Raw genomic sequence first — 24,773 nt, 5'->3', positions numbered from 1 at the left:
TTATTGTACGCCCTTGCCAGCTTGGCGGGATGGGGTAAACTTTTACCGAGTATAAGGAGGTTGCACCCATGCTGACGCTACCGGAGAAAATCCTCTTTATCCTGCTCCTTTTGGCAAGCCTTTACTACGCCTACACGGGCTTTCGCCGCGTGTATCTGGCCATCCGAAGGGGACGGCCGGAGGAACGCTTTGACCGCCTGCCCGAGCGCATTGGCCGGGCCCTTTGGCTTACCCTTACGCAGCAGACCGTTTTCAAGAGGCGGCCTCTGGTTTCCCTCCTCCACGCCTTCGTCTTCTACGGCTTCATCTACTACCTCCTGGTCAACCTGGTGGACCTTCTGGAGGGGTATTTTCCCCTGCACACCCAAGGAGGGCTTTGGAACGCCTATAACCTCGTGGCCGATCTCCTCACCGCCGCCATCCTAGTGGGCATCCTGGGGCTCATGCTTCGCCGCTACCTTCTCGCACCCCAGGATTTCACCTGGAATCCCAAGGTGCCTCTCCACGAACGGGTACGCCAGGGAATCCCCCGGGATTCGGCCATCGTGGGGGCCTTCATCACCTTCCACGTGGGAAGCCGCCTCCTCTCCAAAGCAGCGGGCCTAGCCCAAGGGGAGCCCGACCCCTTCCAGCCCGTGGCCAGCTTTCTGGCCACCCTGCTTGCGGGCCTTTCGCCCTCCAGCCTGGTGGTGTTGGAACATTTCTTCTGGTGGGGTGCCTTGGGCTCCATCCTTCTCTTCCTCCCTTACTTCCCCCGCTCCAAGCACATCCACCTGATGATGGGCCCCATCAACCTGGCCTTCCGCCAGGAGAAGCCCGGGGCCCTCTTGCCCCTGGACTTCGAGAAGGAAGATGAGAAGTTCGGGGCGGAGAAGCTGGAAGACCTCTCTTGGAAGCGGCTTCTGGACGCCTACGCCTGCATCATGTGCAACCGCTGTCAGGAGGCCTGCCCTGCTTACACCACGGGAAAGGCCCTCTCCCCGGCGGCCATCGTCATCTCCGAGCGGTACGAACTGAATGAGATCCTCCCGGCCTTTGCCAGCGGGCAGGAAAGCCCGAGGCCCCTCATGGACTTCGCCCTGAACGAGGAGGCCCTTTGGGCCTGCACCACCTGCATGGCCTGCGTGGAGGTCTGCCCGGTGGGCAACGAGCCCATGCTTCACATCCTGGATGTGCGCCGGGCCAAGGTGCTCATGGAGGGGGAGTTCCCCCAGGAGCTCAACAACGCCTTCCGGGGCATGGAGCGCGCGGGCAACCCCTGGGGCATCGGCCAGGACAAGCGCCTGGACTGGGCCGAGGGGCTTAGCGTGCCCACGGTGGAGGAAAAGCCCCACCCCGAGGTCCTCTACTGGGTGGGGTGTGCGGCCAGCTATGACCCCCGGGCGCAGAAGATCGCCCGGAGCATGGTGGAGATCCTAAACGCCTCCGGGGTGGATTGGGCGGTTTTGGGCAAGAGGGAAAAGTGCACCGGGGATTCCGCCAGGCGGGCGGGGAACGAGTACCTCTTCTTCCAGCTGGCCACAGAGAACGTGGAAACCCTAAACCAGGTGGCTCCTAAAACCATCGTCACCACCTGCCCCCACTGCTTCCATACCTTGGGCAACGAGTACAAGGCCTTTGGTGGGGAGTACCGGGTGGTTCACCATTCGGAGTTCATCGCCGAGCTTCTGCAAAGCGGCAGGCTCCAGGTGTCCGAGGAGACCAAGAGGGTGGTCTTCCACGACCCCTGCTACCTGGGCCGCCACAACGGGGTGTACGACCCTCCCAGGGACGTGCTCAAGGGGGTTGGCTTCCGGCTGGTGGAACCGCCCAGGAACCGGGAAGGGAGCTTCTGCTGCGGGGCGGGCGGGGCCCAGTTCTGGAAGGAGGAGGAACCCGGGGCCATGCAGGTTTCGGAAAACCGCTACCGGGAGCTTAAGGGCACGGGGGCAGAGGTCATCGCCACGGGGTGCCCCTTCTGCATGGCCATGATGAACGTGGAGGTGGCCCAGGACGAGAAGCCCCCGGAGGTGTTGGACATCGCCGAGCTGGTGGCCCGGGGCCTTAAGGCCTAAGGTTTTGATAGGCGGCGAAGACCCGGTAGCCCTCCATCCATCCCTCTCCGAAGGCCCGCAGCGCGAGGCCTGGGGGAGGGGTGAGGAGTTCGTAGGGCTCCCAGTAGAAAGGGCTTTCCGGCCTGTGGCGCCGCACGGCTTCCCGGCGGCTGAAGCCTTCCACCAGGAGAAGCCCCCCTGGGGCCAAGAGGGGAGGAAGGGCCTTAAGAAGAGGGCGGTTTACGTAATAGCTCATAAGGATGGCGGCGAAGGGGCCTTTGGGAAGGTGCGTAAGGGCGTTGGGGGCCTCGAGGTCCAGCTCCACCAGGGCCAGGCCGCGGATGCCCCTAAGCTTTTTTAGGGCCTCGCGGCTCCTTTCCACCAGGACCACGGGATGACCCCTGTCCAGGAAGTAAAGGGCGTTCCTGCCCAAGCCTCCCGCCAGGTCCAGGACCGGGCCCTTGGGGGCGAAGGGCCCGTAGGCCCGCACCACCTGGGCGGGGGCCCGCTCCGGGGCGGCTTGGCGGTAAAACGCATCCCAGTCCCTAGGCATGCTTGCGCAAAGCCAGAAGGCTTCCCCCCAAGAGGATGAGGAAGGTTACGCCCCAGAAAGCGGGTTTTGGCAGGTGCCAGGCCAGCTCCGGGCGGTGCAGGAGTTCCGCCAGGGTGGCGCTTCCTTCCAAGAGGAGCTTGAGCCCAGCCCAGCCCACCAGAGCGTAGGCCACCTTCTCCAGGCTGGGATAGCGTTCCATCACCGCCACCACATAGCTCGCGGCCAGACGGATGAAGAGGATGCCCAGGGCCACCCCCAGGAAGACCAGAAGGAGGTCCTGGGAGAAGGCCACCACCGCCAGGATGGAGTCCACGGCGAAGGCCAAGTCCACCAGGTTGATGAGGAGGACCACCCGCCAGACCTCCCGGGCGGTGGCCTCGGGCAAGGGCTTGGCCTCCGGATGGTTGCGGAAGTGCTGGAGCATGAGAAAGAGGAGGTAAAGCCCTCCCAGCACCTGGACCCACCATAGCCGGATCACGTACACGGCGAAAAGAAGGGCCAGGCCCCTTAGCAAGTAGGCCCCCAGAACCCCGTAGAAGAGGGCCTTGCGGCGGAGGTGGGTGGGCAGGGGTCTGACCATCACCGCCAGGACCAGGGCGTTGTCCCCGGAGAGGAGGGCCTCGAGGGCCGCCACGGAGAGGAGGACCAGCAGGGCCTCCCCGCTCACGGCTCCCCCAGAAGATAGCGAAGCCCCGGGGCCAGGGCCTGCTTCCAGGTGACCCAGTTGTGCCCAGAAGGGCGTTCCCGGTAGGCGTGGGGGGCCTTGCGGTCCGCCAGCAGGGCGGCGAAGCGGCGGTTGGGGCCTAGGAGCCACTCCAATAGGCCCACCTCCAGGTACACCCGGGGCAGGGCCTCCGCCTCGGCGTAGCGCTCCAGGAGCCACTCCCGGTCCCGGTAGGCGTCCTGTCCTCCGGGGTGGGCCTTGAGGGCGGGGGAGAGGGCAAGGACCTTGGCGAAGCGCCTCGGATGCCGCCAGGCTTGCCACAAGGAGAAGAGCCCCCCCAAAGAAGCCCCCACCAGGACCACCTCCCCTAGGGGGCCATAGGCCCTTTCCACCTCCCCTAAGAGGTGGTGGAACTCCTCCTCATAGGCTTCCGAAAACCGGTACTCCTGGTTTCGGTCTATGGGTTCCACAAAGACCAAGCGCACTGGGAGGATTTCGCCTGCTTCCACCAGGGCTTGGGCCACCTTGTGCAGGCCCGCGGTGCGGTAGAAGGCCACCCCGTCCTGGGCCACCACGGTGGCCTTGGGGTTTGCCCCGGCTTCCGCCACGTAGACGCGCCTTTCCCCCAGGCGGTGGCGCTCCACTTTGGGTTCTTCCCGGGGCTCGGGAGGCGCTTCGAAGCGGTGCCCGGGAAGCCGGACGGCCCGGGGATAGGTCCACCAGGGATTGTCCGCCCGCTCGGGGTTTTCGGGGTCGGGAAAGGGTCTACCCTGCTCGTCTAGGAAGGCGTATTCCACGTAAGCCCCCTCTGGGAACTCCAGGGTGACGGGGCCTTGGAGGGGGATGGGGCTCCTTTCCCAGTCGGTGAAATCCCCTATCAGGGCCCTGGCCTGGGGAGGGGGAAAGAAGGTGACGGTGCGCTTAGAAACCCGTACCACGGGAATACTCTACCCGGGCCTGGGCCGGACCTAAAGCTTCTCCAGCTCCGGGTAAAGGAGGAGCTCTTCCTCCGTCAGGGCCTCGCCTTCCCTTTCGGGGGTCCAGGAGAGGTAAGCCGCCAGGAGGGTGAAGGCACTGGATCCCGCTAGGTCCATGAGGGCCTCCCTGGCCAGGGACCGGGTCAAGGGGGATCGGGGAGGGAGGAGCCTGCGGTCGGCGAGGTGGAGGCTTACCACCAGATAGCGCCCTCCGGGCTCCACCTGAGCCTGGTATGCCTCCAGCGCATGTTTCTTGCCCTCAAAGTGGCGGAAGGTTTCCTGGTACTTGCTCCTTTCCTCCAGCATCCAGGCGTCGAACCGGGCCAGAACCTCATCCTCGGAACCTCTTACCACCTGGTAATCCCCAAAGCGCCAGGCTGGCTCCTCCCTGAGGAGCAAGAGGGCCGCCTCGTCCAGCAGGTCGGCGAGGCCCTTGGCCGAGGTGGTGTCCGCTTCCTCGGCCAGCTGCCTTAGCGCCTTTTGCACCTGGGGGCGGGCCAAGAGGGCCAAGCGCAACCTGGCCACGCTGGCGGTGGGCCCTTCCCCCGCTTGGCGAAGCCCCCGCACCATGTAGGCGGTCACCAAGACCAAGCCCAAGACCACCAGGACGGGTACAATACCTAGGCTCCCCCCTCCCCCCGGGTAGACCACCACCGGACCAGGATACGGGGGATAGGAGGGGGCCGGGATTGGGAAGACCGGGGCTGGCCCCGGGCTCATGGGAGGTGGGGTGGGGTTGTAGGGACGCCCACCCGCGCCGCCCCCGCTCTTCTGGGCCAGGGCCAGGGAGAGCGTCAGGAGTAGGAGCCAAACGAGGCGGCGCATGGCCTTCAGCATACCCCGGGGCCGGGAGGCTTTGTGCTAAAACCAACGATGCAGTAAACTTGATATAGGTAGGCTTAGGCTATGGACGAGAAGGGAGAAAGGAGGGAAACCATGCTGCCAGAGACCTTGCCCGTCTGCCCGGTGAGGGGGTCGGTCATCTACCCCACCATGGTCATGCCCATCGATGCGGGGAGGCCCGTTTCCATCCGGGCCATCGACCAGGCCTTGACCCGGGAGCGGGTGCTACTCATCGTGAGCCAGAAGGACAAGGAGGTGGAAAACCCCAAGCCCTCGGACCTCTATGAGGTGGGCACCGCCTGCAACATCCTCAAAATGCGCAAGAACCCGGACGGCTCTGTTCAGGTGCTGGTGCAGGCCTTCGCCCGGGTACGGGTCAAAGAGTGGCTGGACCTCAAGGACCACCTCGAGGCCAAAGGGGAAGTCCTCTCCGATGAACCCGCTGACCCCACCTTGGTCAAGGCCCTGGTGCGGGAGGTGAAGGACAAGTTCCAGGCCCTTCTGAAGGAGGGCAAGTACCTAGCCCCCGAGGTGGCCCAGTTCGTCCTCAACCTGGAGGACCCCTCCCAGCTTGCCGATTACATCGCCTTCCACATGGACTTCCGCCTGGAGGACAAGCAGAGGGTTTTGGAAACCCCCAACGTGGCGGAGCGCCTAAAGCGGGTTTTGGTGCTCCTCGAGGCGGAGCTAGACCTCATCGAAACGCAAAGACGTATCCAGCAACAGGTCAAGGAGGAGATCGACCGCAACCAGCGGGAGTACTTCCTGCGGGAGCAGATGAAGGCCATCCAGCGGGAGCTCCACGGGGAGGAGGGCGCTGAGGAGGTGGAGGAGTTCCGCAGAAAGGTGGAGGAACTCAACCTGCCTCCCGTGGTGCGCCAGGAGGTGGAGCGGGAACTGAACCGCTTCGCCCGCATGCACCCCGATTCCGCCGAGGCCAGCGTCATCCGCACCTACCTGGACTGGATTGTGAACCTCCCATGGAACACCCGCACCGAGGACAACCTGGACCTCTCCCGGGCCAAGGAGATCCTGGAAAGGGACCACTACGGCCTGGAGAAGGTGAAGGACCGGGTGCTGGAGTTTTTGGCGGTGCGGAAGCTAAAAGCGGAGCGGGCCAAGCGGGGGGAGATCCCCGAGGAAGAGGTGAACAAGGGCCCCATCCTCCTCTTCGTGGGGCCTCCCGGGGTGGGCAAGACCTCCATCGCCAAGAGCATCGCCGAGGCCCTGGGCCGCAAGTACGTGCGCATCTCCCTGGGCGGGGTGCGGGATGAATCCGACATCCGGGGCCACCGCCGCACCTACATCGGGGCCATGCCGGGCCGCATCATCCAGGGTTTGCGCCAGGCGGGTACCAAGAACCCCGTCTTCCTCCTGGACGAGGTGGACAAGCTGGGGATCTCCTACCAGGGGGATCCAGCGGCGGCCCTTCTAGAGGTTCTGGACCCCGCCCAGAACAAGGAGTTTGTGGACCACTACCTGGGGGTGCCCTTTGACCTCTCCGAGGTGATGTTCATCTGCACCGCCAACTTCCCCCAGAACATCCCCGCACCCCTCTGGGACCGGATGGAGGCCATCGAGTTCACCAGCTACATCGAGCAAGAGAAGCTGGAGATCGCCAAGCGCTACCTCCTGCCCCGGCAGATGCGGGAGACCGGCCTCCTGGAGGGCCAGGTGGTGATCACGGAGGCCGCCCTCATGCGCCTCATCACCCACTACACCCGGGAGGCTGGGGTGCGCCAGCTGGAGCGGGAGATCGGCTCCCTCTTGCGCAAGGCGGCCCGGCAGATCCTGGAAGAGGGCAAGAAACGGGTGCGTATCACGGAGAGGGACCTGGAAAAGTACCTGGGCCCACCCCGCCACCTGCCGGAAACCGAGGCCCGCGAGCCCCAGGTGGGGGTGGCCACGGGCATGTACTACACCCCGGTGGGCGGGGACATCATGTTCGTGGAGGTGTCCGTGATGCCCGGAAAGGGCAACCTGATCCTCACCGGGCAGCTTGGGGATGTGATGAAGGAATCCGCCCGGGCGGCGCTTTCCTATGCCAAGCGGAACGCCGATCGCTTCGGCATCCCCTTGAAGCGCTTTGAGGAGTCCGACATCCACATCCACGTGCCGGCGGGGGCCATCCCGAAGGAAGGGCCTTCGGCAGGGGTGGCCATGGTGAGCGCCTTGGTCAGCGCCCTCACGGAGGTGCCCGTCCGCCACGACATCGCCATGACCGGGGAAATCACCCTCACGGGTAGGGTGCTTCCCATCGGCGGGGTGAAGGAGAAGGTGCTGGGGGCCAGGCGGGCGGGGATTAGGGAGGTGATCCTTCCCAAGCAAAACGAAGCCGACCTCAGCGACATCCCTAAGCCCCTGCGCCAGAACATGACCTTCCACTTCGTGGAGCATCTGGACCAGGTCCTGGACCTGGCCCTAGTGGGCGGGCTCGAGGTCTTGGAGCATAGGGCCCGGGAGGCCAGGGCCAAGGGGTCCAGGGCCCGGTCCAGAAAGGAAGTGGTGGCCCATGCCTAGGGGTGGTCTCTAGCGGGTAAAGGGGTGTCCTTTCTCCCCGCCGGGTGGCTTGCCCGGCGGGGCTTTGTTTCTAAGTACCCCGTCTCGTGGCTTGCGCCACGACGGGGGCCCCAAAGAGGCCATAAGCACGCCGCTTTGGCTTTGGCCGATGGGGCAACCTTCGCGTGCGGGTGCTTAGGATTCCAGTGCCTTTTGGTATACCCCCAGGTAGGCCTGGGTGATCCTTTCGGGGTGAAAGCGGGCGATGGCGTACTCCCGGGCAGCCTTGCGCATGCTGGGGAGCTTGGGATGAGCGAGGAGGTCCAGCACCGCTTGGGCGAAGCCTTCCAGGTCCCCAAGCTCCACCAGCCGGCCCACCTCGGGCCGTACCAGCTCGGGAACCCCTCCCACGGCGGTGGCCACCACGGGCACCCCGCTGGCCAGGGCCTCGAGGGCCGCCTGCCCGAAGGATTCCTCCTCCGAGGCCAAGAGAAAAAGATCGGCGGCTCCCAGGACCTCCTCGGGGTGGGGCGTGGGGGGGTGAAAGCTGACCCAGCGTTCCACCCCCAGTTCCTCCGCAACCCGCTTCGCCTCCCCTTCCTCTGGCCCCTTCCCCAGAAGAAGGAGCCTGGCCTGCACCTTCCTCCGCACCTTGGCGAAGACCCGCACGATATCCGGCACCCTTTTGATGGGGCGGAAGTTGGAGGCGTGCACCAAAAGCCATTCCCCTTCCTCCGCGTAGAGCTTCTTGCGCTCCGGCCTGGGGTAGAAGCGGTCCGGGTCCACAGCGTTATGGATGACCGCGGGGCTGACCCCGAAGGCCTTTTGCGCCTCCTGGGCCAGGGCCCGGCTCACCGCGGTGGTGGCCTTAGCCCTTTGGAGGGCCTTCCGGGTGGGTCCGTGGAAGGCCGGGTCCATGCCCAGCACCGAGACATCGGTGCCGTGGAGGGTATGCACCAGGGGTAGTTCCTCGCCAAGCCCCAGGTAGGCGGCGGCGGCGTGGGGGATGGCGTAGTGGGTGTGGACCAGCTCCAGGCCGAGCCGTCTGGCCTCCCGCTCCAGCACCCCGGCCAGGGAGAGGGTGTAGAGGGGGCCGGGGAAGACGGGGTAAAAGGGCAGGTCCACGGGGATGTAGACCACAGGGCTATTCTTGGGCAGCCGAAAGGGCCTTTCCGTGGCGAACAGGTAAACCCGGTGGCCCATCTGGGCCAGGCGGTGGGCCAGCTCCGTGGCCACGATGCCGCTACCCCCGAGGCCGGGGTAGGCCACCAGGCCTAGCCTCAGCACCCTCACGCCCAAACCCGCAAAAGGGGAGGGGAGAGAACCCATGCTCCCGGACCCTTGCCCATGGGAGACGCACCTTTAGGATGTTCCCCGATTGGTTGGCCAAAGGAGGTCATGCCCCCAGTTTACCGTAGGGGGCGAGGAGCGCTCAGGGCCGCCAGCCTGAGGGGCTTGCGGAATATGGAGGGTTGGCCCCCCGGGGGACCTCGAGGCGGAATAGCCGCGCTAGGAGGACCACGCCCCCCGTGGTTTGGGCCTGGGTAAGGGCCTGGTGCAGGAGTTGGGAAAGCTCCAGGAGGAACCGGTCTTGCCGCTCCTTGCTCACGGGAAGGGCCCCGAAGGTGAAGCAGGCGGGGTTCACCGCCGGGCAGTGGGGTTCCACCCTTAGCCTTCCCCCTAGGAAGTAGAGCCGCCAAGCCCCCAGGTCCACCCGGTACCCAGCCCGCAGATGGTCCCGGTACTGCTCAGAAAGCTTCTGCCAAAGCTCCTGGGCTTCCTTGCCGGAGGGGCTTAGGGTATACCGCCACTCCCGCGCCCCCACCTGGGTCAGGGTTTGGCTCCGGGTAAGCCGCCAGTCTTGGGCCAGGGCCCCAGGTAGGGCTAGGAGGGCCAGGAGGGCTAGCCACCTGGACATCTGCGCGCCCATGTCTTTAGGGTGCCATAACAGGGGCAAAGGGCATCTGAGGAATGGGCCTGAGCCTTGGGATGCCCACAGCCCTTCAGAGGTTTCTTAGGATTTCCTCCCCCTCCTCCATGTAGGTATCCCAGGGAATTAACACGTACTCCTGGCCCGAATGGGCGGCGTAGTAGGGGAGGTCCAGGCGGAGGGGTTGGTGCACCCGCTTAAGCGCCTGCACCAGGGCGGGAGGGGGTTTTAGGTAAACACGAGGACGGAGCCTTTCCAGAAGAAGGGTTAAGCGGAAAACCCAGAGGGTGTTTCCGCTCCCCTTCTGGTAAGAGGCTCCCTGGTGCTTGAGGGGCTTCATGGCTCAGTTCCTTTGGACCTTCTTGTTGAGGAAGTCCAGGAGCAGATACCTGCCGATGTTGCCGGGGTGGGTGAGGTAGGCCTTGCCCCGGGTGATTTGGGAAAGCTTCTTCACGAAGGCCAGGAGCTCGGGTTCCCGGGCCAGCATGAAGGTGTGGATGGGGATGCCCTCCTTGCGGGCTAGGGTGGCCTCTTTCAAGGTTTCCGCTAGGATCAGCGGGTCCAGGCCCCAGGCGTTTTTGTAGATCTCCCCGCTGGGAAGGGTGATGGCCGAAGGCTTGCCGTCGGTGATGAGGATGATCTGCTTCATCTCGCCCCCCATCTTTTTCAAGAGGGTGCGGGCCAGCTCCAAGCCTGCCTTGGTGTTGGTGTGGTAAGGGCCCACCTGGGCCAGGGGAAGCTTGGCCAGGGGGATCTCCTCGGCAGTGTCGTGGAAGAGGACGAAGCGTACCCGGTCCCCGGGGTACTGGGTGCGGATCAGATGGGCCAAGGCCAAGGCCACCTTCTTGGCTGGGGTGAAGCGGTCCTCCCCGTAGAGGATCATGGAGTGGGAGCAGTCCAGGAGGACCACGGTGCTCATGCTGGCGGTGTACTCGGCCAGGTCGATGACGAGATCTTCAGGGGTGAGGTTCACCAAGCCCTTGGCCGCGGCCCGCTTCAGGGTTTCGGGCGCGTTGAGCTCCAGGGGATCGCCCCACTCCCAGGCCTTGGTTTCCCCCGTCTTCTCCACGCCAGGGGCGTGGTGGGGGGTTGGGTGGAGGCCGGGGGCGTTGCGGCCTAGGGCTCCCAGGAGTTCCCGTAGGCTTTTCAGCCCCAAGAAGTCCGAGGCCTTTTCCGTGAGCTCGAAGCGGGCCTCGCCTGCCTCGCCCCGGTACCCCCCTTGGACGGGGTCCAGGGGATCCTCCCCGGGCAGGCGCAGGTAGCCCGCCTCCTGGAGTTTCCGGATCATCCCCTGGATGGCCTGGTAGAGCCGGGTTTCCTCCTTGCGCTCCGCGAAGCGGGCTTCCCGCATCCAGTCCTCAGGGACCAGTTCGTTTTGAAGGAGGGCCTGGAGGAGGGCGTCGTAGAGGTCCTCCAGGGTGGGGCGGCGCTCTGGGTCGGGGTCGTAGCGCTGGAAGGGGTCGGAAAACCCAGAGTCCAGGAGGAAGTCCTCCAGGAGGGAGAGGATCTCCTCGGGGGAGAGGTCTTCCAAGGTTCCTTCGTAGCGGCTATAGCGGATGGCCTTCATCCACCATCCTCCCGAGAACCTTGCCCATGAGCTCAGCATAGCCGCTAAGCCGTGCGAAGATGGCCTGAGCCAAAGCCTCGTTGTAGGTGTGGACCGTGAGGTTGCGGTCGTCGGCCATGGTGAGGGCCAAGCGGGTTTCCTCTTCCCCCATCAGACCCACCTCGTGGGCCAAGCGAAAGGCCCGTTTGGGGCTTGCGGCCTCCAGACCCTCCCTCTCCCTGAGGAAGGCTTGGAGGGCTTTCCAAAAGGCCTTAAAGGTGTACTCAAAACGTTGTATGGCGGCATCCCGCTCCACGGGGCTTGGGGCCTCCTTGTACGCCAGCTCCTCCAAGGTCCCAAGGGCCTGCTTGGCCACCGCCGGGCGTTCTAGAACTCGGCCCATACGATCCCCTCCCTTAGAACCCTTTCCCGGAAGGCGGGGTCCACCTCCCCCAGGTCCACCAGGTCTACCCGGTGGAGCACGGGTGCCTCCTCCAGGACATCCCTGAGGAGGGGGAGGAGTTCCCCCAAGGGGGTGGGGCTCAGCAGGGCCAGGTCCAGGTCCGAGCCGCGACCGGCTTCACCCCGGGCGTGGGAGCCGTAGAGGATGAGCTTTACCCCCCTGCCCTGGAGGTAGGGTGCCAGGGCGGTGAGAACCGCCTCCTTCTCCTGCTCCAGGCTAGTTGCCATAGCTTCTCGTCCTCTCCGCCGCCTGGTAGCTCGTCTCCCCCCGGGCCAGCTTCCTCCTCCCCACGAGCCCCTCCAGGATGAACTCCCCTGCCGAAAGGAGCACCTCGGGTTCCCGGCCCGCCGCCAGGGCCTGGGCTGCCTGGAGCAGGCCCGGCACCTCTTCCATGGCCTTGAGGGCCTCCTCCACGCCCCCTTCCGGCAGGGTGAGGAGGTTCCCCGCCTCGAAATGGGCCACGATGGGTTCGGTGTTCAGGCGGTACCGGGGGAGGACCATGCCGAAAGCCCTTTGCACCAGGTCTCGGGCCACCTTTTCCGCTCCCTGGAGCTCCCCCTCGTACTCCAGTTCCAGCTTCCCGGTGATGGCGGGAAGCCCCGCATAGAGATCCAGGGGACGGGCCACAGGCCTGGTGCCCTGAAGAAGAGCCCGCCTTTCGGCGCTGGCGGCCACCACTTCCAGAAGGCTTATGGAAAGGCGTTGGGAGACCCCGGCCGTTTGGTCCACCCGCCGGTCCTCCCGGGCGGCGAAGGCCACCGCTTCCACGGAAAGGCGGATCCACTCGGGGAGTACCACCTCTTCCGGCACATAGGCCTCCTGGGCGCTGATCCTAAGGCCCTCCTCGAGGGTTTTGGGGTAATGGGTGCGGATCTCGCTCCCGATCCGGTCCTTGAGGGGGGTGACGATGCGCCCCCGGGCGGTGTAGTCCTGGGGGTTGGCGGTGAAGACCAGCCAGACATCCAGGGGGAGCCTTATGGGGTAGCCCCTTATCTGCACGTCCCCCTCCTCGAGGATGTTGAAGAGGGCCACCTGCACCTTGGGGGCTAGGTCCGCCAGCTCGTTCACCGCGAAGATCCCCCGATTGGCCCGGGGCAGAAGGCCAAAGTGGATGCTTTCCAGGTCCGCCATCCCCGTTCCCTTGCGGGCTGCCTTGATGGGGTCCATGTCCCCCAGGAGGTCGGCCACGGTGGTGTCGGGGGTGGCCAGTTTCTCCACATAGCGCTCCTCCCGGGTTATCCAGACGATGGGGGCCTCGTCTCCGGCCTCCTCAAGAAGCCGTTTTCCTTCCGGCGAGATGGGCCTTAGGGGGTTGTCCCTAAGTTCGGTGGCCAGGGCGGGGATCTCCTCGTCGAGAAGGTTTACCAAGGAACGCAGGATGCGGCTTTTGGCCTGGCCCCGGGTGCCCAGGAGGATGAAGTTTTGCTTGGCCAGGATGGCCTGGACCAAGGCGGGAATGACGGTGTCCTCGTACCCGTGGATGCCCGGGAAAAGCCGTTCCCCTTTGCGGAGCTTTGCCTTAAGATTGTCCCGGGCCTCGTCCTTGACGGTGCGCTTAAGCTTTTCCAGGGGATAGGTGCGTCTGAGTTCCCCTAAGGTCTTGGCCTTCACCCTTTCAGTTTAGGGCCCAAGAGGGTTAGGAGTTTGTGGTGGAGGAGGGCATAGGGGCTGGCACGGGCGTGCGTTGGGTGCGGGACCGGGCAAGGCTTATACCCAGGAGTCCATCTACCTCATCGGAAAGGCTCGCTTAACGCCCCTCTCATCCCGTAGCGGTAAGGTGCTTCTCGTGGAGATCCATGGCACCACCATCCTGGCCGTTCGCAAGGACGGGGTCACAGCCCTGGCGGGGGACGGCCAGGTGACCTTCGGGCAGACGGTCCTGAAGCGGGGGGCGGTGAAGGTGCGGCGCCTCGAGGTGGGGGAAGGCATCCTGGTGGGTTTTGCCGGTGGGGTGGCGGACGCCATGGCCCTCCTGGAGCGCTTTGAGGAGAAGCTCAAGGAGGCCAAGGGGAACCTCCTTAAAGGAGCGGTGGAAACCGCCAAGCTCTGGCGCACCGACCGGGTGTTGCGCCACCTCCAGGCCATGATCATCGCCGCCGACCGGGAGGGGATGGTGCTCCTTTCCGGAAGCGGCGAGGTCATCACCCCGGAAGAACCCCTTTTGGCGGTGGGGTCTGGGGGTCCCTACGCCTTGGCGGCGGCCAAGGCCCTCTACCGGCACTCCAGCCTTTCCGCTCGGGAGATCGCCGAGGAATCGCTTAAAATTGCTGCCGAAGTGGACCTTTACACCTCGGGACAGGTAACGGTCCTCACCCTGGGGGAAGCATGAACCTCACGCCTGCGGAGATCGTCCGGGAGCTTTCCAAGCACATTGTGGGACAGGAGGCGGCCAAGCGGGCGGTGGCCGTGGCCTTAAGAAACCGGTACCGCCGGAAGAAACTTCCGCCCGAGGTGGCCCGGGAGGTGACCCCCAAGAACATCCTCATGATCGGGCCCACGGGGGTGGGCAAGACGGAGATCGCCCGGCGCCTGGCCCGTCTGGCGGGGGCTCCTTTTGTCAAGGTGGAGGCCACCAAGTTCACCGAGGTGGGCTATGTGGGCCGGGATGTGGACGCCATCGTGCGGGACCTGGCGGAGGCCAGCTACCAGCTGGTGATGGAGGAGATGAAGAAGAAGGTGGAGGAAAAGGCCCTGGCCTTGGCCGAGGAGGAGCTGGCCACCCTCCTGCGCACCTCCGTGGCCGAGGTGCGCGCGGGGCGGCTGGACAGCCTCTCGGTGGAGGTGCAGGTGGAGGAGGAGATGAGCCTCCCCTTCATGGGCGTCCTCGGGGGTGAGGGCTTTGGCGGCATGGGGGAGATGCTCAAGGGGCTTCTTCCCAAGCGGCCGGTGCGCAAGCGCATGACGGTGAAGGAGGCCCGGGAGGTCCTCAAAAACCAGCACGCCGAGCGCCTCATCGACAAGGAGGAGTTGAAGGAGGAGGCCAGGAGGCGGGCCCAGGAGGACGGCATCGTCTTCATCGACGAGATCGACAAGGTGGCCCGCCGGGAGGGTACGGTGGGGCCGGATGTGTCTGGCGAGGGGGTTCAACGGGACCTCCTGCCCATCGTGGAGGGCACGGTGGTTTCCACCCGTATCGGGCCGGTTTCCACGGAGCATGTGCTTTTCATCGCTGCGGGAGCCTTCCATGTGGCCAAGCCCTCGGACCTCATCCCGGAGCTTCAAGGGCGGTTCCCCATCCGGGTGGAGCTTTCCCCCTTGGGCCCCGAGGAGTTCTACCGTATCCTGAAGGAGCCGGAAAACTCCCTAATTCGCCAGTACACGGAGCTTTTGAGGGCAGACGGCACGGAACTCGTCTTTCACGAGGATGCCCTAAGGGCCATTGCTGAGGCGGCCTACCGGGCCAACCAGGAGCTGGAGGACATCGGGGCCAGGAGGTTGGCCACGGTGCTGGAGCGGGTGCTGGAGGAGGTGAGCTTCCAAACGGACCTGGGCCGGGTGGAGATCACCCGGGCCTACGTGGAGCAGAGGCTCGAGGCGGTGTTTGCCTCACCTGACCTGACGCGGTTTGTGCTGTAGGAGGATGATGATGCGCTGGATCCTTTTGGCTTTGGGTTTACTGGCCGTGTCCAGCTTAGCCCAGACCCCCCCTCCGTCCAACCAGGTGGAGAAGCAGGATGCCTTCCGGCTTGGGGTGCAGCTTTACTCCCTGGGCCGGTACGAGGCGGCCTTGGAGCTCTTTGAGCGGGCCTTGAAGGAGAAACCCCAGGACCCGGATGTCCTCTACTGGCTGGCCCGGGCCCAGCTCAAGGTGGGGCTCCTTAACCCCGCCTTGGAGAACGCCAAGGGGCTGGTGGCCAGGAACCCCCGGTACATCGGGGGGTACATGGTCCTCTCCGAGGCCTACGTGGCCCTCTTTCGCGCCTCGGAGGATCGGGAGAAGGGGAAGGGTTATCTGGATCAGGCGCTGACTGTACTCCGCGATGCTGAGCGGGTGAACCCCCGTTATGCTCCCATTTACGCCCAAAGGGGTTTGGTCTACGCCTTCCTGGGCCAGGCGGACAAGGCGGAGGAGGCCTTTAAGAAGGCCCTTAGCCTGCAGGATTCCGCGGAGGTGAGGGCAGCTTTGGCTGAGCTTTATCTGGCAGCAGGCCGCTTGGATGAGGCCTTGGAGCAGTACGGCAAAGCGGTCCAGCTTTCACCCCAGGATGGGAATCTAAGGGTTCGCTATGCCTCGGCCCTCCTGCTGAAGGGCCGGGCGGAGGAGGCGGCGAGGGTTTTGGAGGAGGGCCACCGCCTTAAGCCCCTGGACGCCGAGGGCTGGTACACCCTGGGCCAGGCCTATTTCGTCCTGGGCCGCCATAAGGAGGCAGGGGTGGCCCTGGAGAATGCGGTGGCCCTGGCTCCCCTTCGCTTTCCCGCGGCCTACTTCTACCTGGGCCAGATCTACATGGCCCTGGGGGATTGGCAGAAGGCCAAGAGCCGCCTCACGGTGGCGGTGCGCCTCGAGCCCAAAAAGGCAGACTACCGCTACCAGCTCTGCCTGGCCAACGAAAGGCTGGGGGACAAGGAAGGGGCTCGCTACCAATGCCAGGAGGCCTTGAAGCTCAGGCCGGGGTACAAGGAGGCTGAAGAGGTTCTCAAGCGTCTTTAATGGCCCGGTAGTTTTGGCTTGCCAGGGGTTTCGCCCCGACCCTGGCGCTCAAGGGGGCAAGTGTGGCGATCAACCCCAAGTTTCCCGGATTGTTGGAGTAGCCTTACTCTAGGGGAGCGGCTGTGTTTGAAGGCTTAGGGGAAGGTCATTTGGGGCCCAGCTCACCCGTGGGGGAGGATATGGGGCGGGATTGGGGTGCTGGGCCTTCAAGAAGCCCGTCCTGCTCCCGTGTGCCTTGCGGGTGCAGGTAGCTCCGTGCGGGCGGGTGGAGGAAGAGGATGTGGAGGTTTGAGGGCGGGCGCTTCCTCGAGGCGGACTTCCCCCTCCCCGAGGAGGAGCGCTTGCTCCTGGTGGTGAACGGCAAGCCCTGGGCTTCCTTCAGCTATACCCCTGGGGATGAGGTCTACCTCGCCCTAGGCCATCTCTTCCTGAGTGGCGTGCTGTCAGGCCTCGAGGGGGTGCGGTGGCTGGTGGGCGAGGGAGTGGTGGCCGTGGACCTACCGGGGGATCCCGAGAGGGGGGTGGGGGTGCGGGATAGCGGTTGCGCTGCGGGGCTACGCTATGGTGAACCCAGGCTTTCCCCCTTGCCGAAGATACCCCTGGATCCCGAACTGCCCCTGGAGCTCATGGCCCAACTGCGCCAGCATGCGGTGCGCTACGCCCGTACCCGGGGCATACATGGAGCGGCCCTCTTTGACCTTTCCGGACGGCTTCTCTACCTCAACGAGGATATCGGCCGCCACAACGCCGTGGACCGCCTGGCAGGGTACATGCTCCTGGAGGGCGCGCGTCCTCCCGTGCTCTTGGCGGTAACCGGCAGGGTAAGCCAGGAGATGGCGGGTAAGGCCATTGGCATGGGAGCGGTGCTCCTGGCAAGCCGCACGGGGGCAACTGCCCCTGCGGTGAGCCTGGCCCAGCGCTACGGCCTGGCCCTGGCGGCCTACGTACGTCCAAAAGGCTACCGCCTCTACGCCCCAGGCGGTATGCCGGTGCCCGAAGGGGTTCTCAGGCCTTAGGCTCTTCCTTCTTCTCCTCGCCTTCCTGGAGGCCCTTTTTGAACTCCTTGGCCGATTGGCCAATGCCCCGGGCCAGCTCGGGAAGCTTCTTGGCACCGAAGAGGAGGAGGATGACGAGAAGGATGAGGAGGATTTCTACTGGACCTAAACGCATGGGCCCATTGTAGCACGCCTTGACCCTCTTGAGGTCAAGTGTTATCGTGGCCTCTGGGGTGGCCTAAGGCCCCGGGGCGTAGCGCAGGCCGGTAGCGCACCTGCTTTGGGAGCAGGGGGTCGCCCGTTCAAATCGGGCCGCCCCGACCACGCGGGAGTAGCTCAGTTGGTAGAGCATCGGCCTTCCAAGCCGAGGGTCGCGGGTTCGAGTCCCGTCTCCCGCTCCAGATGGCCGGGGTGAAGTTTCACCCCGGTTTCACTTATGGGCCCGTAGCTCAGGGGACAGAGCAGCCGCCTTCTAAGCGGTAGGTCGGGGGTTCGAATCCCTCCGGGCCCGCCATGACCAGGACGCGATGCTTTACCCCCGGTAGCGTGGCCGGGGGATCTTTGGTGCGGTTGGGGTACTGCTTTTGCCGCCGGTTTCCCTTGCTGAGGGGGCTGGGAAGGGGTCTCAGGCGTGGTATCCTCAGGGCCGGCCCTTGTGGCCCGGTCCATGCTGAAACTGGAGAACATCACCAAGCGCTTTGGTCCAGTGGTGGCGAACCATCGGGTAAGCCTCGAGGTGGCCCGGGGGGAGGTCCTGGCCCTTCTGGGGGAAAACGGGGCGGGGAAGACCACCTTGGTGAGCATCCTCTACGGCCTATACGCCCCGGACGAGGGGCGGATAATCCTGGAGGGCCGGGAGGTGCGCATCTCCTCGCCCATGGTTGCCCAGCGCTTGGGCATCGCCTTGGTGCCCCAGCACCCGGAGCTCATCGAAGCCCACACCGTGGCCGAGAACTTGGCTCTGGGCCTGGACCTGCCCCTGGCGTTTTCCCGCCGGGCTCTGGTGAGGCGGCTTGCGGCGCTTTTGGAGGGGCATCCTTTGGGGGTGGACCTCGAGGCGCCCGTGGCCCGTCTTTCCGTAGGGGAGAAGCAGAGGGTGGAGCTCCTTCGCGCCTTGCTCAACCGCCCCAAGGTCCTCATCTTGGATGAGCCCACCAGCGTCTTGACCCCCAAGGAGGCGGAGGGGCTCTTCCAGGAGATCCGGCGCCTCAAGGCCTTGGGCCTGGCGGTGATCTTCATCAGCCACAAGCTGGAGGAGGTCCTGGCCATCGCCGACCGCATCGCGGTCTTGCGGGGTGGGGAAAAGGTGGGGGAGGTGCGCCGGGAAGAGGCGGACAAAGATCTCCTGGTGCGCCTCATGGTGGGCCGGAGCCTGGCTCCACCCCCCAAGGTGCCCCCGCCCCGGGAGGAAGTGGTCCTCGAGGTGGAGGACCTTCTGGTGCCCCGGCACGGTTTTCCCGTCCAAGGGGTTTCCTTCGCCTTGCGGGCAGGAGAGGTGCTGGGGATTGCGGGGGTAGCGGGAAGCGGGCAGGCGGAGCTCGTGCAGGCCTTGGCGGGTCTCAGGCCCCACCAGGGCCGGGTGCGGTTCCTTGGCAAGCCCTGGCCCAGGGACCCCATGGGCCTCTTCCGCCAGGGGGTGGCCCATATTCCTGAGGAGCGGAGCATGGGGGTGGTGGGGGGTATGAGCGTAGCCGAAAACCTGGCCCTTAGAACCTACCCTCGTTTGGTTCGCAGGGGCTTGCTGGATTACCGGGCCATGGAAGTGGAGGCGGAGGGCTTGATCCAGCGCTACGGCATCCGCACCCCCTCCCCCCGCACCCCGGTGCGATTCCTCTCGGGAGGAAACGTGCAGAAGGTGATCCTGGCCCGGGAGCTCCAGGGGGGGCCTCGCCTTCTCTTGGCCATGCACCCCACCTACGGGCTGGATGTGGGGGCCGCCGAGGAGGTTCACGGACGTATCCTGGAGCTTGTGCAAGGCGGTGCGGCCGTGCTTTTGGTCAGCGAGGACCTGGACGAGATCCTGGCCCTCTCCCATAGGGTGGCGGCCCTGTACCACGGGCGCTTCGTGGGGCCCGTTCCCCGGGAGGAGGCGGACCGGGAGCGGCTGGGGCGGATGATGACGGAGGGGCGGGTATGAGGTGGGAGCTGGATCCGAGCCCAAGCCCCTGGAAGGTATTCTTGGCCTATAGCCTGTTCGTGGTCCTGGCCTTCTTGCTTTTAGGCCTTCTTTTCCTCCTCTATGGGGTATCCCCGCTAAAGGCCTACGGGCTTCTCCTCTCCCCCCTGGGGGATTCCTTGGGCCTGGCTGAGGTGGGACGGCGCACCATCCCCCTTCTCCTTATCGGGGCGGGCTTGGCCCTGGCCTTTAGGGTGGGGTTTTTCAACATCGGGGCGGAGGGGCAGCTTCTCATGGGAGCGGTGGGAGGGGCCTACGTGGCCCTTTTCCTCCCCCCTGGACCCTGGACCCTACCTCTTATGTTCGTGCTGGGAGGAGGCCTGGGGGCAGTGTGGGGTGGGTTTGCCGCCTGGCTTCGGGTGCGCTTTGGGGCCAACGAGATCCTGACCACCCTCATGCAGAACTACCTGGTCTACTACTTGGTGGTCTACCTGGTGGCGGGACCCTGGAAGGGGCAGACGGTCTTTGGCTTCCTTTACACGGACCGGTTTCCCCCGGAGGCCCAGCTTCCCCGCCTGGGGGATACCCTGGTGCACTGGCCCACCCTGCTTCTTGGGATCGCGGCGGCCTTGGGGCTTCAGCTTCTGCTCTTCCGTACCCCCTTGGGCTTTGAATGGCGCATCCTAGGGGAAAACCCGGAGGCTGCCCGGTACCTGGGCCTTAAGGGAGGCAGGCTGATCCTCTTGGCGGCGCTTCTTTCCGGTTTCCTTGCGGGCTTGGCGGGGGTGGGGGAGGTGGCGGGCATCCACCTAAGGCTTTTGGAGCCTGCCCAGATCTCCCTGGGGTACGGCTTCACCGCCATCCTGGTGGCCTGGCTGGCCCGGGGAAGGCCCCTCTTGGTCCTCCTCACCGCTCCTCTGCTGGGCCTGATTTTGGCCGGAGGGGATGCCCTGAAGCTTTCCCTGTCCATGCCCTTTCGCGTGGTGGATGTGGTGGCTGGGCTTCTGCTCCTCGCCCTCATCGGGGCGGAGGCCGCAAGCCGCCACCGCCTGGTCTGGAGGCGCTGATGGAAGAGGCGCTGTTGCGTGCGGTACTCTTTGGTACCCCTATCCTCTTGGCCTCCCTAGGGGCTCTCCTTTCCGAACGGACTGGGGTCGTGAACCTGGGGGTGGAGGGGATGATGGCCCTTTCTGCCCTGGCAGCCTTTGCGGTGGCTCAGGAAGCCGGTCCCGCTTTGGGGGCCTTGGCCGGGGTAGGGGTGGGGGTGTTCCTGGGGCTCTTCCTGGGAGTTTTTGCGGTTTCCCTCCGGGCCAACCAGTTTGTGGCGGGGCTGGCGCTGGCCGCCTTGGGGCTTGGAGCCTCGGGGTTGTTGGGGAAGCGGTACGAGGGGGTGCCCCTGGCGCACCCCCTGCCTGAGGAGGGCTTTGCCCTCTTGGCCTTGGGCCTGGCTTTAGCCCTGCATTACCTTTTGCTGGGTAGCCGCTTCGGCCTGTACCTGCGCAGCGTGGGGGAGAACCCCAAGGCGGCGGACCTCTTCGGGGTGAGCGTGGATGGGGTGCGGTACCTGGCCTTGGCCCTGGGGGGCGGGATGATCGGCCTGGCTGGGGCCTACCTTTCCCTGGCCTACCGCCCTTCCTGGACGGACGGCATGACCTCGGGGCTGGGCTGGGTGGCCATCGCCCTGGTGATCCTGGCGGGCTGGCAGCCTCTACGAGCTGTGCTGGGGGCTTACTTTTTTGGCCTCCTGTTCTTCCTGCAGTTCCGCCTGCAAGGCAGTGTACCTATACCGTCTGAGGCCTTTGCTGCCATGCCCTACCTTTTGGTTATCCTGGTCCTGGCCCTCTCGGGCCGCGCCCGGGCCCCCAAGGCCCTGGGCCAGCCCTTTGACCGGGGGAGGTAAAGGATGCGGAGGATCTTAGGTTTGGTCTTGTTGGCGTTGGGGTTGGCATGGGCCCAAGGGGATAAGCTCAAGGCCTGCTTTATCTACGTGGGGCCCATCGGGGATGCGGGCTGGACCTATGCCCACGATCAAGGGCGGAAAAAGGCGGAGGCCGCTCTTCCCTGGCTGGAAACCCGGTATGTGGAAAGCGTGCCCGAGGCCCAGGCCCTTCCGGTCATCGACCGCTTCGTGAAGGAAGGGTGCCAGGTGATCTTCGCCACCAGCTTCGGGTACATGGAGGCGGTCCTCGAGGCGGCCAAAAAGTACCCCAACGTCATCTTTGCCCACGCCACCGGGATCAAGCGGGCTCCCAACGTGGCCACCTACATGGCGGACTTCTACCAGGTCTACTACCTGAACGGCCTGGCGGCCGGGGCCCTTTCCAAGACGGGCAAGGTGGGCTACGTGGCCGCCTTCCCCATCCCCGAGGTGAAGCGCCACATCAACGCCTTCACCCTGGGGGTGCGGGCGGTGAACCCCAAGGCCCAGGTCCTGGTGCGCTGGATCAACGCCTGGTACGACCCGGCCAAGGCCCGGGAGGCCACGGAGGCCCTGCTTTCTCAGGGGGCGGACGTCTTCGCCTTCACCGAGGACACCCCCACGGTGATCCAGACGGCGGCCAAGAAGGGGGCCTACTCTTTCGGCCACTACACCCCCATGCTGAAGTTTGCCCCCAACCACGTGGTTTCCGGCCAGATCGTCCACTGGGATGTCATCTACATTGACTTCCTCAAGAGGGTAAAGGAGGGGGTCTACACCGCCAAGAACCTGGAGAACGTGGACTACTTCTGGCTCCTGCAGCACAAGGCGGTGGAGATGGGGGCGGACTACGGGGTGCCCATCAACCCCAAGCACGTGCCCCTGTTGCAGAAGGCCCAGATGACGGTTGGTGGCAAGAAGGTCAGCGTGTACGACCGCATCATGGCCCTTATGAAGGACATGCAGAGCCCCAAGCCCACCTTTGACCCCTTCACCGGGCCCATCCAGGACCGCAAGGGGGTGGTGCGCATCCCGGCGGGGAAAAAGGCCACCTTGCAGGAGCTTCTCAGCATGGAATGGGCAGCCCCGGGCGTGGTGGGGGACTGGCCGGGCGAGCCGAAGTAAAAGGGAAGGCAGGGAGGGCCGGGGGTGGCCCGGCCCTCGCTTCTTTGGGCCACTTCCTTCCCTAGAGGCTACGGAACACGGCCTCGAGGATCTCCAGGCCCATGGCCGCCTCCTCCCGGGTGAGGACGAGGGGTGGGGCGATGCGGAGGGCGGAAGGCCCCGCGGGGAGGAGGAGGAGCCCCTTCTGGAAGGCCAGCTCCACCGCCTTATCCCTGAGGTCGGGCCGCTCCTCCTCGGGGGTGCCGAAGTCCAGGCCGATCATCAGGCCCCGGCCCCGCACGTCCCCCAGGAAGGGGTAGCGGGCCTGCATTCCCCGGAGCTCCTGAAGCAAAAAGGCCCCCACCTGGGCGGCGTTTTCCATCAGGCCCCCTTCCAGCAGGTCCAAGGTGGCGTGGGCCGCGGCCGCGGAGACCGCCTGGCCGCCGAAGGTGGTGCCGTGGGCTCCGGGGCGCCAGCTTGCGAGCTCCTCCCGGAAGAGGAGGGCGCTCAAGGGGTAGCCGGAGGCCAGGCCCTTGGCCAGAACGTACACGTCCGCCTGCACCCCTTCGTGTTCCAAGGCGAAGAAAAGGCCCGTGCGCCCGGCCCCCGTCTGGACCTCGTCGGCCACCAGGAGGATGCCGTGCCGCTCCAGGAGGGCCTTGAGCTTGGGGATGAAGCCCGGGGGCGGCACCAGGTAGCCCCCTTCCCCCTGGATGGGTTCCAGGAAGAAGGCGGCCACCTCCTCCGGGGGCAAGACCGTGCGGAAGAGGTGCTCCAGGTGCGCCAGGACCGCCTCGCCCACCTCTTCCGGCCTTGCCCCCAGGGGCGGGCGGAAGGGGTTGGGGAAGGGCACGTGCACCACCCCGGGAAGGAGAGGGGAGAAACCCTTGCGGTAGGCGCTTTTGCTGGCGGTGAGGGAGAGGGCACCCAGGCTCCTGCCGTGGAAGGCCCCGGTGAAGGCCAGGAGGTAGGGCCTGCCCGTGTGGTGGCGCACCAGCTTGATGGCCGCCTCGATGCCCTCGGTGCCGGAGTTGCCGAAGAAGACCCGGTAGCCGCCGCCCAGCTTCTCGGCCAGCCGCTCTGCCAGGGAGAGGGTGGGCTCATGGGTGAAGTCGGAGAAACAAACGTGGGCGAAGCGCTCCGCCTGGGCCCTTACCGCCTCCAACACCTTGGGGTGGGCATAGCCGGTGGTGTTCACGGCGATCCCCGCCATGAAGTCCAGGAAGACGTTGCCGTCCACGTCCTCCAGGAACACCCCTTGCCCCCGGGCGGGGACGAAGGGGTAGGGGCGGATATAAGAGGGGGAGAGGATTGCCTGCCCCCTTTCCAGGAGGGCCTTGGCCTTGGGACCGGGAAGCGGAGTGTGGATGCTGGGCTTCATACGGGGCCAGTCTATCAAGCCCCCGGCCTCTTTCCCAGGCGCGTTTTATGCATCCGAACAGGGCTTTTTATGCCCCTTCCCCCTCCATCGTGCCCCATAGGGGTTCAAGGGGATCGTCCAGGCGAGGGCAGAGTGGGGGGTATTACAGGAGGCCTTCGGCTTCCAGGTGGGGGCGGGCGTAGAAAAGGGTGAGGGCGGTGGAGGCGTCCTGGATTTCCCCTGTCTCCAGGAGGCGGTAAACCTCGGGAAGGGGGAGTTCCACGGTTTCCAAAAGCTCCCCGTCCTCGAGGGCTGGCCTGGCCACTACCTGCGCCTGAAGGGCCAGGAAGGGGTGGAAGACCACCGCGGTGAAGGAGGGCTGGGGGTGGAAGGGGGGAAGGGGGAAGAACCGCTTGGCCTCAGCACCCACCTCCTCCAAAAGCTCCCTTTGGGCGGCCTCCAAGGGGGTTTCCCCAGGATCCACCTTGCCCGCGGGGATCTCCAGGAGGAACTTGCCCGTGGGGTGGCGGTACTGGCGGATGAGGAGGGCGGTGGCCCTTTCGGTTACAGGCAGGACAAAGCTTGCCGCCACCGGCCCAGGGCGGTAGATGTAGGTGAGCTCCCTGCCGGTGTGGGTGCGCACCCGCTCGCGCACCAGGCGCACGGGCTCAGAGAGGATCTCCTCGATGAGGATGCGCTCCCAGGGGCTCATCGCGTTAAGCGCTCGATGACCCGGCGCACCTTCTCCCCGGGGGCCCTGGGGCCCAAGGCCTTGGTGACCGCGCCGATGGCCGCCAGGGGGGTTTTGAACTGGGAAAAGTCGATGTTTTCTCGGATCCAGGCTTCGATCTCCTCCTCGCTCATCTCCTTTGGCAGGAAGCGGTCCAAAAACTCCACCTCAAACTGGTTCCCCTGCTCCAGGGCGATCTCCCTCAGCGCCTTCAGCACCTTCACCGCCTCGGCGTCGGGCAGGGGCTTGCCGTCCCCCTTCCGGTCCAGCTCCGCCTTCACCACCCGGGCGAAGTCCAGGGTCTTTTGGTCCCGGGCCTTCATGGCCTCCTTGATGGTCGCCTTGATGGCCTCGTAGATGCTCATCCTCCTTAGTGTAGCCGGTAGAATGC

General features: G+C 65.4%; 25 protein-coding genes and 3 tRNA genes. 13 read left to right on the top strand and 15 right to left on the bottom strand.

Annotation, left to right across the window (positions count from 1 at the left end):
• Nucleotides 1-68: 68 nt before the first annotated feature.
• Nucleotides 69-2,054 (top strand): (Fe-S)-binding protein, encoded by a 1,986-nt coding sequence (locus tag L1087_RS00505; RefSeq protein WP_234557137.1) that lies wholly within the window; start codon nucleotides 69-71, stop codon nucleotides 2,052-2,054.
• On the opposite strand, the gene L1087_RS00500 is transcribed toward L1087_RS00505, so the two are convergent.
• The 4 genes from L1087_RS00500 to L1087_RS00485 are packed head-to-tail and all read right to left on the bottom strand — an operon-like array spanning nucleotide 2,044 to nucleotide 5,052.
• On the bottom strand, nucleotides 2,044-2,586 hold the full coding sequence (locus tag L1087_RS00500) for a methyltransferase domain-containing protein (RefSeq protein ID WP_234557136.1): 543 nt from the start codon (nucleotides 2,584-2,586) through the stop codon (nucleotides 2,044-2,046). The two genes, L1087_RS00505 and L1087_RS00500, sit on opposite strands and share 11 nt — an antisense overlap.
• Nucleotides 2,579-3,253 carry a TerC family protein gene (locus L1087_RS00495; protein WP_234557134.1) on the bottom strand — a complete coding sequence of 225 codons (675 nt, stop codon included), beginning with the start codon at nucleotides 3,251-3,253 and terminating at the stop codon, nucleotides 2,579-2,581. Before L1087_RS00495 ends, L1087_RS00500 begins: the two co-directional genes overlap by 8 nt.
• A complete protein-coding gene (locus tag L1087_RS00490) occupies nucleotides 3,250-4,188 on the bottom strand; it encodes an alpha/beta hydrolase (RefSeq protein ID WP_234557133.1) in 939 nt (312 codons plus the stop codon). The genes L1087_RS00495 and L1087_RS00490 overlap by 4 nt, the downstream gene beginning before the upstream one ends.
• 30 nt (nucleotides 4,189-4,218) lie before the next feature.
• On the bottom strand, nucleotides 4,219-5,052 hold the full coding sequence (locus tag L1087_RS00485) for a DUF1517 domain-containing protein (RefSeq protein WP_386083049.1): 834 nt from the start codon (nucleotides 5,050-5,052) through the stop codon (nucleotides 4,219-4,221).
• Nucleotides 5,053-5,163: 111 nt separating this feature from the next.
• Between L1087_RS00485 and lon the strand changes: the two genes are divergently transcribed.
• Nucleotides 5,164-7,590, top strand: coding sequence for an endopeptidase La (gene lon / locus L1087_RS00480; protein WP_234557455.1), 2,427 nt, complete (start codon nucleotides 5,164-5,166; stop codon nucleotides 7,588-7,590).
• A gap of 174 nt (nucleotides 7,591-7,764) precedes the next feature.
• Here lon and bshA read toward each other — a convergent pair whose 3' ends face one another.
• The 7 genes from bshA to L1087_RS00445 form a co-directional block, all read right to left on the bottom strand.
• Nucleotides 7,765-8,898, bottom strand: a complete 1,134-nt coding sequence (gene bshA / locus L1087_RS00475) for an N-acetyl-alpha-D-glucosaminyl L-malate synthase BshA (protein WP_234557131.1) — start codon at nucleotides 8,896-8,898, stop codon at nucleotides 7,765-7,767.
• A 103-nt stretch (nucleotides 8,899-9,001) separates the two neighbouring features.
• Nucleotides 9,002-9,499 carry a hypothetical protein gene (locus L1087_RS00470; RefSeq protein WP_135259528.1) on the bottom strand — a complete coding sequence of 166 codons (498 nt, stop codon included), beginning with the start codon at nucleotides 9,497-9,499 and terminating at the stop codon, nucleotides 9,002-9,004.
• Between the two features lie 73 nt (nucleotides 9,500-9,572).
• A complete protein-coding gene (locus L1087_RS00465) occupies nucleotides 9,573-9,839 on the bottom strand; it encodes a hypothetical protein (RefSeq protein WP_135342714.1) in 267 nt (88 codons plus the stop codon).
• Between the two features lie 3 nt (nucleotides 9,840-9,842).
• A complete protein-coding gene (locus L1087_RS00460) occupies nucleotides 9,843-11,066 on the bottom strand; it encodes a vWA domain-containing protein (RefSeq protein ID WP_234557130.1) in 1,224 nt (407 codons plus the stop codon).
• The gene (locus tag L1087_RS00455; RefSeq protein WP_234557129.1) at nucleotides 11,047-11,448 is read right to left on the bottom strand and encodes an HI0074 family nucleotidyltransferase substrate-binding subunit; all 402 of its coding nucleotides are present in this window, start codon (nucleotides 11,446-11,448) and stop codon (nucleotides 11,047-11,049) included. The genes L1087_RS00460 and L1087_RS00455 overlap by 20 nt, the downstream gene beginning before the upstream one ends.
• The gene (locus L1087_RS00450; protein WP_038042676.1) at nucleotides 11,433-11,735 is read right to left on the bottom strand and encodes a nucleotidyltransferase family protein; all 303 of its coding nucleotides are present in this window, start codon (nucleotides 11,733-11,735) and stop codon (nucleotides 11,433-11,435) included. The genes L1087_RS00455 and L1087_RS00450 overlap by 16 nt, the downstream gene beginning before the upstream one ends.
• Nucleotides 11,725-13,119 (bottom strand): sigma 54-interacting transcriptional regulator, encoded by a 1,395-nt coding sequence (locus tag L1087_RS00445; protein WP_038042674.1) that lies wholly within the window; start codon nucleotides 13,117-13,119, stop codon nucleotides 11,725-11,727. Before L1087_RS00445 ends, L1087_RS00450 begins: the two co-directional genes overlap by 11 nt.
• A 175-nt stretch (nucleotides 13,120-13,294) precedes the next feature.
• Between L1087_RS00445 and hslV the strand changes: the two genes are divergently transcribed.
• The 4 genes from hslV to L1087_RS00425 all read left to right on the top strand — a co-directional run bounded on the left by hslV (nucleotide 13,295) and on the right by L1087_RS00425 (nucleotide 17,175).
• A complete protein-coding gene (gene hslV / locus L1087_RS00440; RefSeq protein ID WP_038043604.1) occupies nucleotides 13,295-13,837 on the top strand; it encodes an ATP-dependent protease subunit HslV in 543 nt (180 codons plus the stop codon).
• The gene (gene hslU, locus L1087_RS00435) at nucleotides 13,834-15,084 is read left to right on the top strand and encodes an ATP-dependent protease ATPase subunit HslU (RefSeq protein ID WP_038042673.1); all 1,251 of its coding nucleotides are present in this window, start codon (nucleotides 13,834-13,836) and stop codon (nucleotides 15,082-15,084) included. Before hslV ends, hslU begins: the two co-directional genes overlap by 4 nt.
• A 10-nt stretch (nucleotides 15,085-15,094) precedes the next feature.
• Entirely contained in the window at nucleotides 15,095-16,159 is a 1,065-nt protein-coding gene (locus L1087_RS00430; protein ID WP_234557128.1) for a tetratricopeptide repeat protein, read from the top strand.
• A 278-nt stretch (nucleotides 16,160-16,437) separates the two neighbouring features.
• Nucleotides 16,438-17,175, top strand: a complete 738-nt coding sequence (locus L1087_RS00425; protein WP_038042671.1) for a formate dehydrogenase accessory sulfurtransferase FdhD — start codon at nucleotides 16,438-16,440, stop codon at nucleotides 17,173-17,175.
• Here L1087_RS00425 and tatA read toward each other — a convergent pair.
• A complete protein-coding gene (gene tatA / locus L1087_RS00420) occupies nucleotides 17,165-17,329 on the bottom strand; it encodes a twin-arginine translocase TatA/TatE family subunit (RefSeq protein WP_038030191.1) in 165 nt (54 codons plus the stop codon). The two genes, L1087_RS00425 and tatA, sit on opposite strands and share 11 nt — an antisense overlap.
• A 72-nt stretch (nucleotides 17,330-17,401) precedes the next feature.
• Here tatA and L1087_RS00415 point away from each other — a divergent pair.
• From L1087_RS00415 to L1087_RS00385, 7 genes are all read left to right on the top strand, one after another.
• A tRNA-Pro gene (locus L1087_RS00415) sits at nucleotides 17,402-17,478 on the top strand.
• Nucleotide 17,479: 1 nt separating this feature from the next.
• A tRNA-Gly gene (locus L1087_RS00410) sits at nucleotides 17,480-17,555 on the top strand.
• Nucleotides 17,556-17,592: 37 nt separating this feature from the next.
• A tRNA-Arg gene (locus L1087_RS00405) sits at nucleotides 17,593-17,668 on the top strand.
• Nucleotides 17,669-17,821: 153 nt separating this feature from the next.
• Nucleotides 17,822-19,291 carry an ABC transporter ATP-binding protein gene (locus tag L1087_RS00400; protein WP_234557453.1) on the top strand — a complete coding sequence of 490 codons (1,470 nt, stop codon included), beginning with the start codon at nucleotides 17,822-17,824 and terminating at the stop codon, nucleotides 19,289-19,291.
• The gene (locus L1087_RS00395; RefSeq protein ID WP_135260466.1) at nucleotides 19,288-20,337 is read left to right on the top strand and encodes an ABC transporter permease; all 1,050 of its coding nucleotides are present in this window, start codon (nucleotides 19,288-19,290) and stop codon (nucleotides 20,335-20,337) included. Before L1087_RS00400 ends, L1087_RS00395 begins: the two co-directional genes overlap by 4 nt.
• Complete coding sequence (locus tag L1087_RS00390; RefSeq protein WP_234557127.1) at nucleotides 20,337-21,170, top strand: ABC transporter permease; 834 nt, start codon at nucleotides 20,337-20,339, stop codon at nucleotides 21,168-21,170. Before L1087_RS00395 ends, L1087_RS00390 begins: the two co-directional genes overlap by 1 nt.
• A gap of 3 nt (nucleotides 21,171-21,173) precedes the next feature.
• Nucleotides 21,174-22,313, top strand: coding sequence for a BMP family ABC transporter substrate-binding protein (locus L1087_RS00385; RefSeq protein WP_234557125.1), 1,140 nt, complete (start codon nucleotides 21,174-21,176; stop codon nucleotides 22,311-22,313).
• Nucleotides 22,314-22,374: 61 nt separating this feature from the next.
• Here the strand turns inward: L1087_RS00385 and L1087_RS00380 are convergent, their stop codons facing one another.
• The 3 genes from L1087_RS00380 to L1087_RS00370 form a co-directional block, all read right to left on the bottom strand.
• Nucleotides 22,375-23,673 carry an acetyl ornithine aminotransferase family protein gene (locus L1087_RS00380; protein WP_135260468.1) on the bottom strand — a complete coding sequence of 433 codons (1,299 nt, stop codon included), beginning with the start codon at nucleotides 23,671-23,673 and terminating at the stop codon, nucleotides 22,375-22,377.
• 142 nt (nucleotides 23,674-23,815) lie between these two features.
• Entirely contained in the window at nucleotides 23,816-24,364 is a 549-nt protein-coding gene (locus tag L1087_RS00375) for an NUDIX domain-containing protein (RefSeq protein WP_038042664.1), read from the bottom strand.
• Entirely contained in the window at nucleotides 24,361-24,747 is a 387-nt protein-coding gene (locus L1087_RS00370) for a GatB/YqeY domain-containing protein (RefSeq protein WP_038042662.1), read from the bottom strand. The genes L1087_RS00375 and L1087_RS00370 overlap by 4 nt, the downstream gene beginning before the upstream one ends.
• Nucleotides 24,748-24,773 lie beyond the last annotated feature (26 nt).

Origin of the sequence: Thermus tengchongensis, from assembly GCF_021462405.1 — a bacterium.
GTDB classification, from domain to species: Bacteria; Deinococcota; Deinococci; order Deinococcales; family Thermaceae; genus Thermus; species Thermus tengchongensis.
Note: the sequence above shows the minus strand (reverse complement) of the source record. Positions and strands in the feature narration are given on the sequence as shown.

Coding starts and splice junctions, on each gene's coding strand:
- L1087_RS00505 (WP_234557137.1), top strand. CDS start 69: ATGCTGACGCTACCGGAGAAAATCCTCTTTATCCTGCTCCTTTTGGCA.
- L1087_RS00460 (WP_234557130.1), bottom strand. CDS start 11,066: ATGAAGGCCATCCGCTATAGCCGCTACGAAGGAACCTTGGAAGACCTC.
- bshA (WP_234557131.1), bottom strand. CDS start 8,898: ATGGGTTCTCTCCCCTCCCCTTTTGCGGGTTTGGGCGTGAGGGTGCTG.
- L1087_RS00485 (WP_386083049.1), bottom strand. CDS start 5,052: ATGCGCCGCCTCGTTTGGCTCCTACTCCTGACGCTCTCCCTGGCCCTG.
- L1087_RS00375 (WP_038042664.1), bottom strand. CDS start 24,364: ATGAGCCCCTGGGAGCGCATCCTCATCGAGGAGATCCTCTCTGAGCCC.
- tatA (WP_038030191.1), bottom strand. CDS start 17,329: ATGCGTTTAGGTCCAGTAGAAATCCTCCTCATCCTTCTCGTCATCCTC.
- lon (WP_234557455.1), top strand. CDS start 5,164: ATGCTGCCAGAGACCTTGCCCGTCTGCCCGGTGAGGGGGTCGGTCATC.
- L1087_RS00470 (WP_135259528.1), bottom strand. CDS start 9,499: ATGGGCGCGCAGATGTCCAGGTGGCTAGCCCTCCTGGCCCTCCTAGCC.
- L1087_RS00430 (WP_234557128.1), top strand. CDS start 15,095: ATGCGCTGGATCCTTTTGGCTTTGGGTTTACTGGCCGTGTCCAGCTTA.
- L1087_RS00380 (WP_135260468.1), bottom strand. CDS start 23,673: ATGAAGCCCAGCATCCACACTCCGCTTCCCGGTCCCAAGGCCAAGGCC.
- L1087_RS00455 (WP_234557129.1), bottom strand. CDS start 11,448: ATGGGCCGAGTTCTAGAACGCCCGGCGGTGGCCAAGCAGGCCCTTGGG.
- L1087_RS00370 (WP_038042662.1), bottom strand. CDS start 24,747: ATGAGCATCTACGAGGCCATCAAGGCGACCATCAAGGAGGCCATGAAG.
- hslU (WP_038042673.1), top strand. CDS start 13,834: ATGAACCTCACGCCTGCGGAGATCGTCCGGGAGCTTTCCAAGCACATT.
- L1087_RS00450 (WP_038042676.1), bottom strand. CDS start 11,735: ATGGCAACTAGCCTGGAGCAGGAGAAGGAGGCGGTTCTCACCGCCCTG.
- L1087_RS00465 (WP_135342714.1), bottom strand. CDS start 9,839: ATGAAGCCCCTCAAGCACCAGGGAGCCTCTTACCAGAAGGGGAGCGGA.
- L1087_RS00395 (WP_135260466.1), top strand. CDS start 19,288: ATGAGGTGGGAGCTGGATCCGAGCCCAAGCCCCTGGAAGGTATTCTTG.
- L1087_RS00500 (WP_234557136.1), bottom strand. CDS start 2,586: ATGCCTAGGGACTGGGATGCGTTTTACCGCCAAGCCGCCCCGGAGCGG.
- L1087_RS00425 (WP_038042671.1), top strand. CDS start 16,438: ATGTGGAGGTTTGAGGGCGGGCGCTTCCTCGAGGCGGACTTCCCCCTC.
- L1087_RS00390 (WP_234557127.1), top strand. CDS start 20,337: ATGGAAGAGGCGCTGTTGCGTGCGGTACTCTTTGGTACCCCTATCCTC.
- L1087_RS00400 (WP_234557453.1), top strand. CDS start 17,822: ATGCTGAAACTGGAGAACATCACCAAGCGCTTTGGTCCAGTGGTGGCG.
- L1087_RS00385 (WP_234557125.1), top strand. CDS start 21,174: ATGCGGAGGATCTTAGGTTTGGTCTTGTTGGCGTTGGGGTTGGCATGG.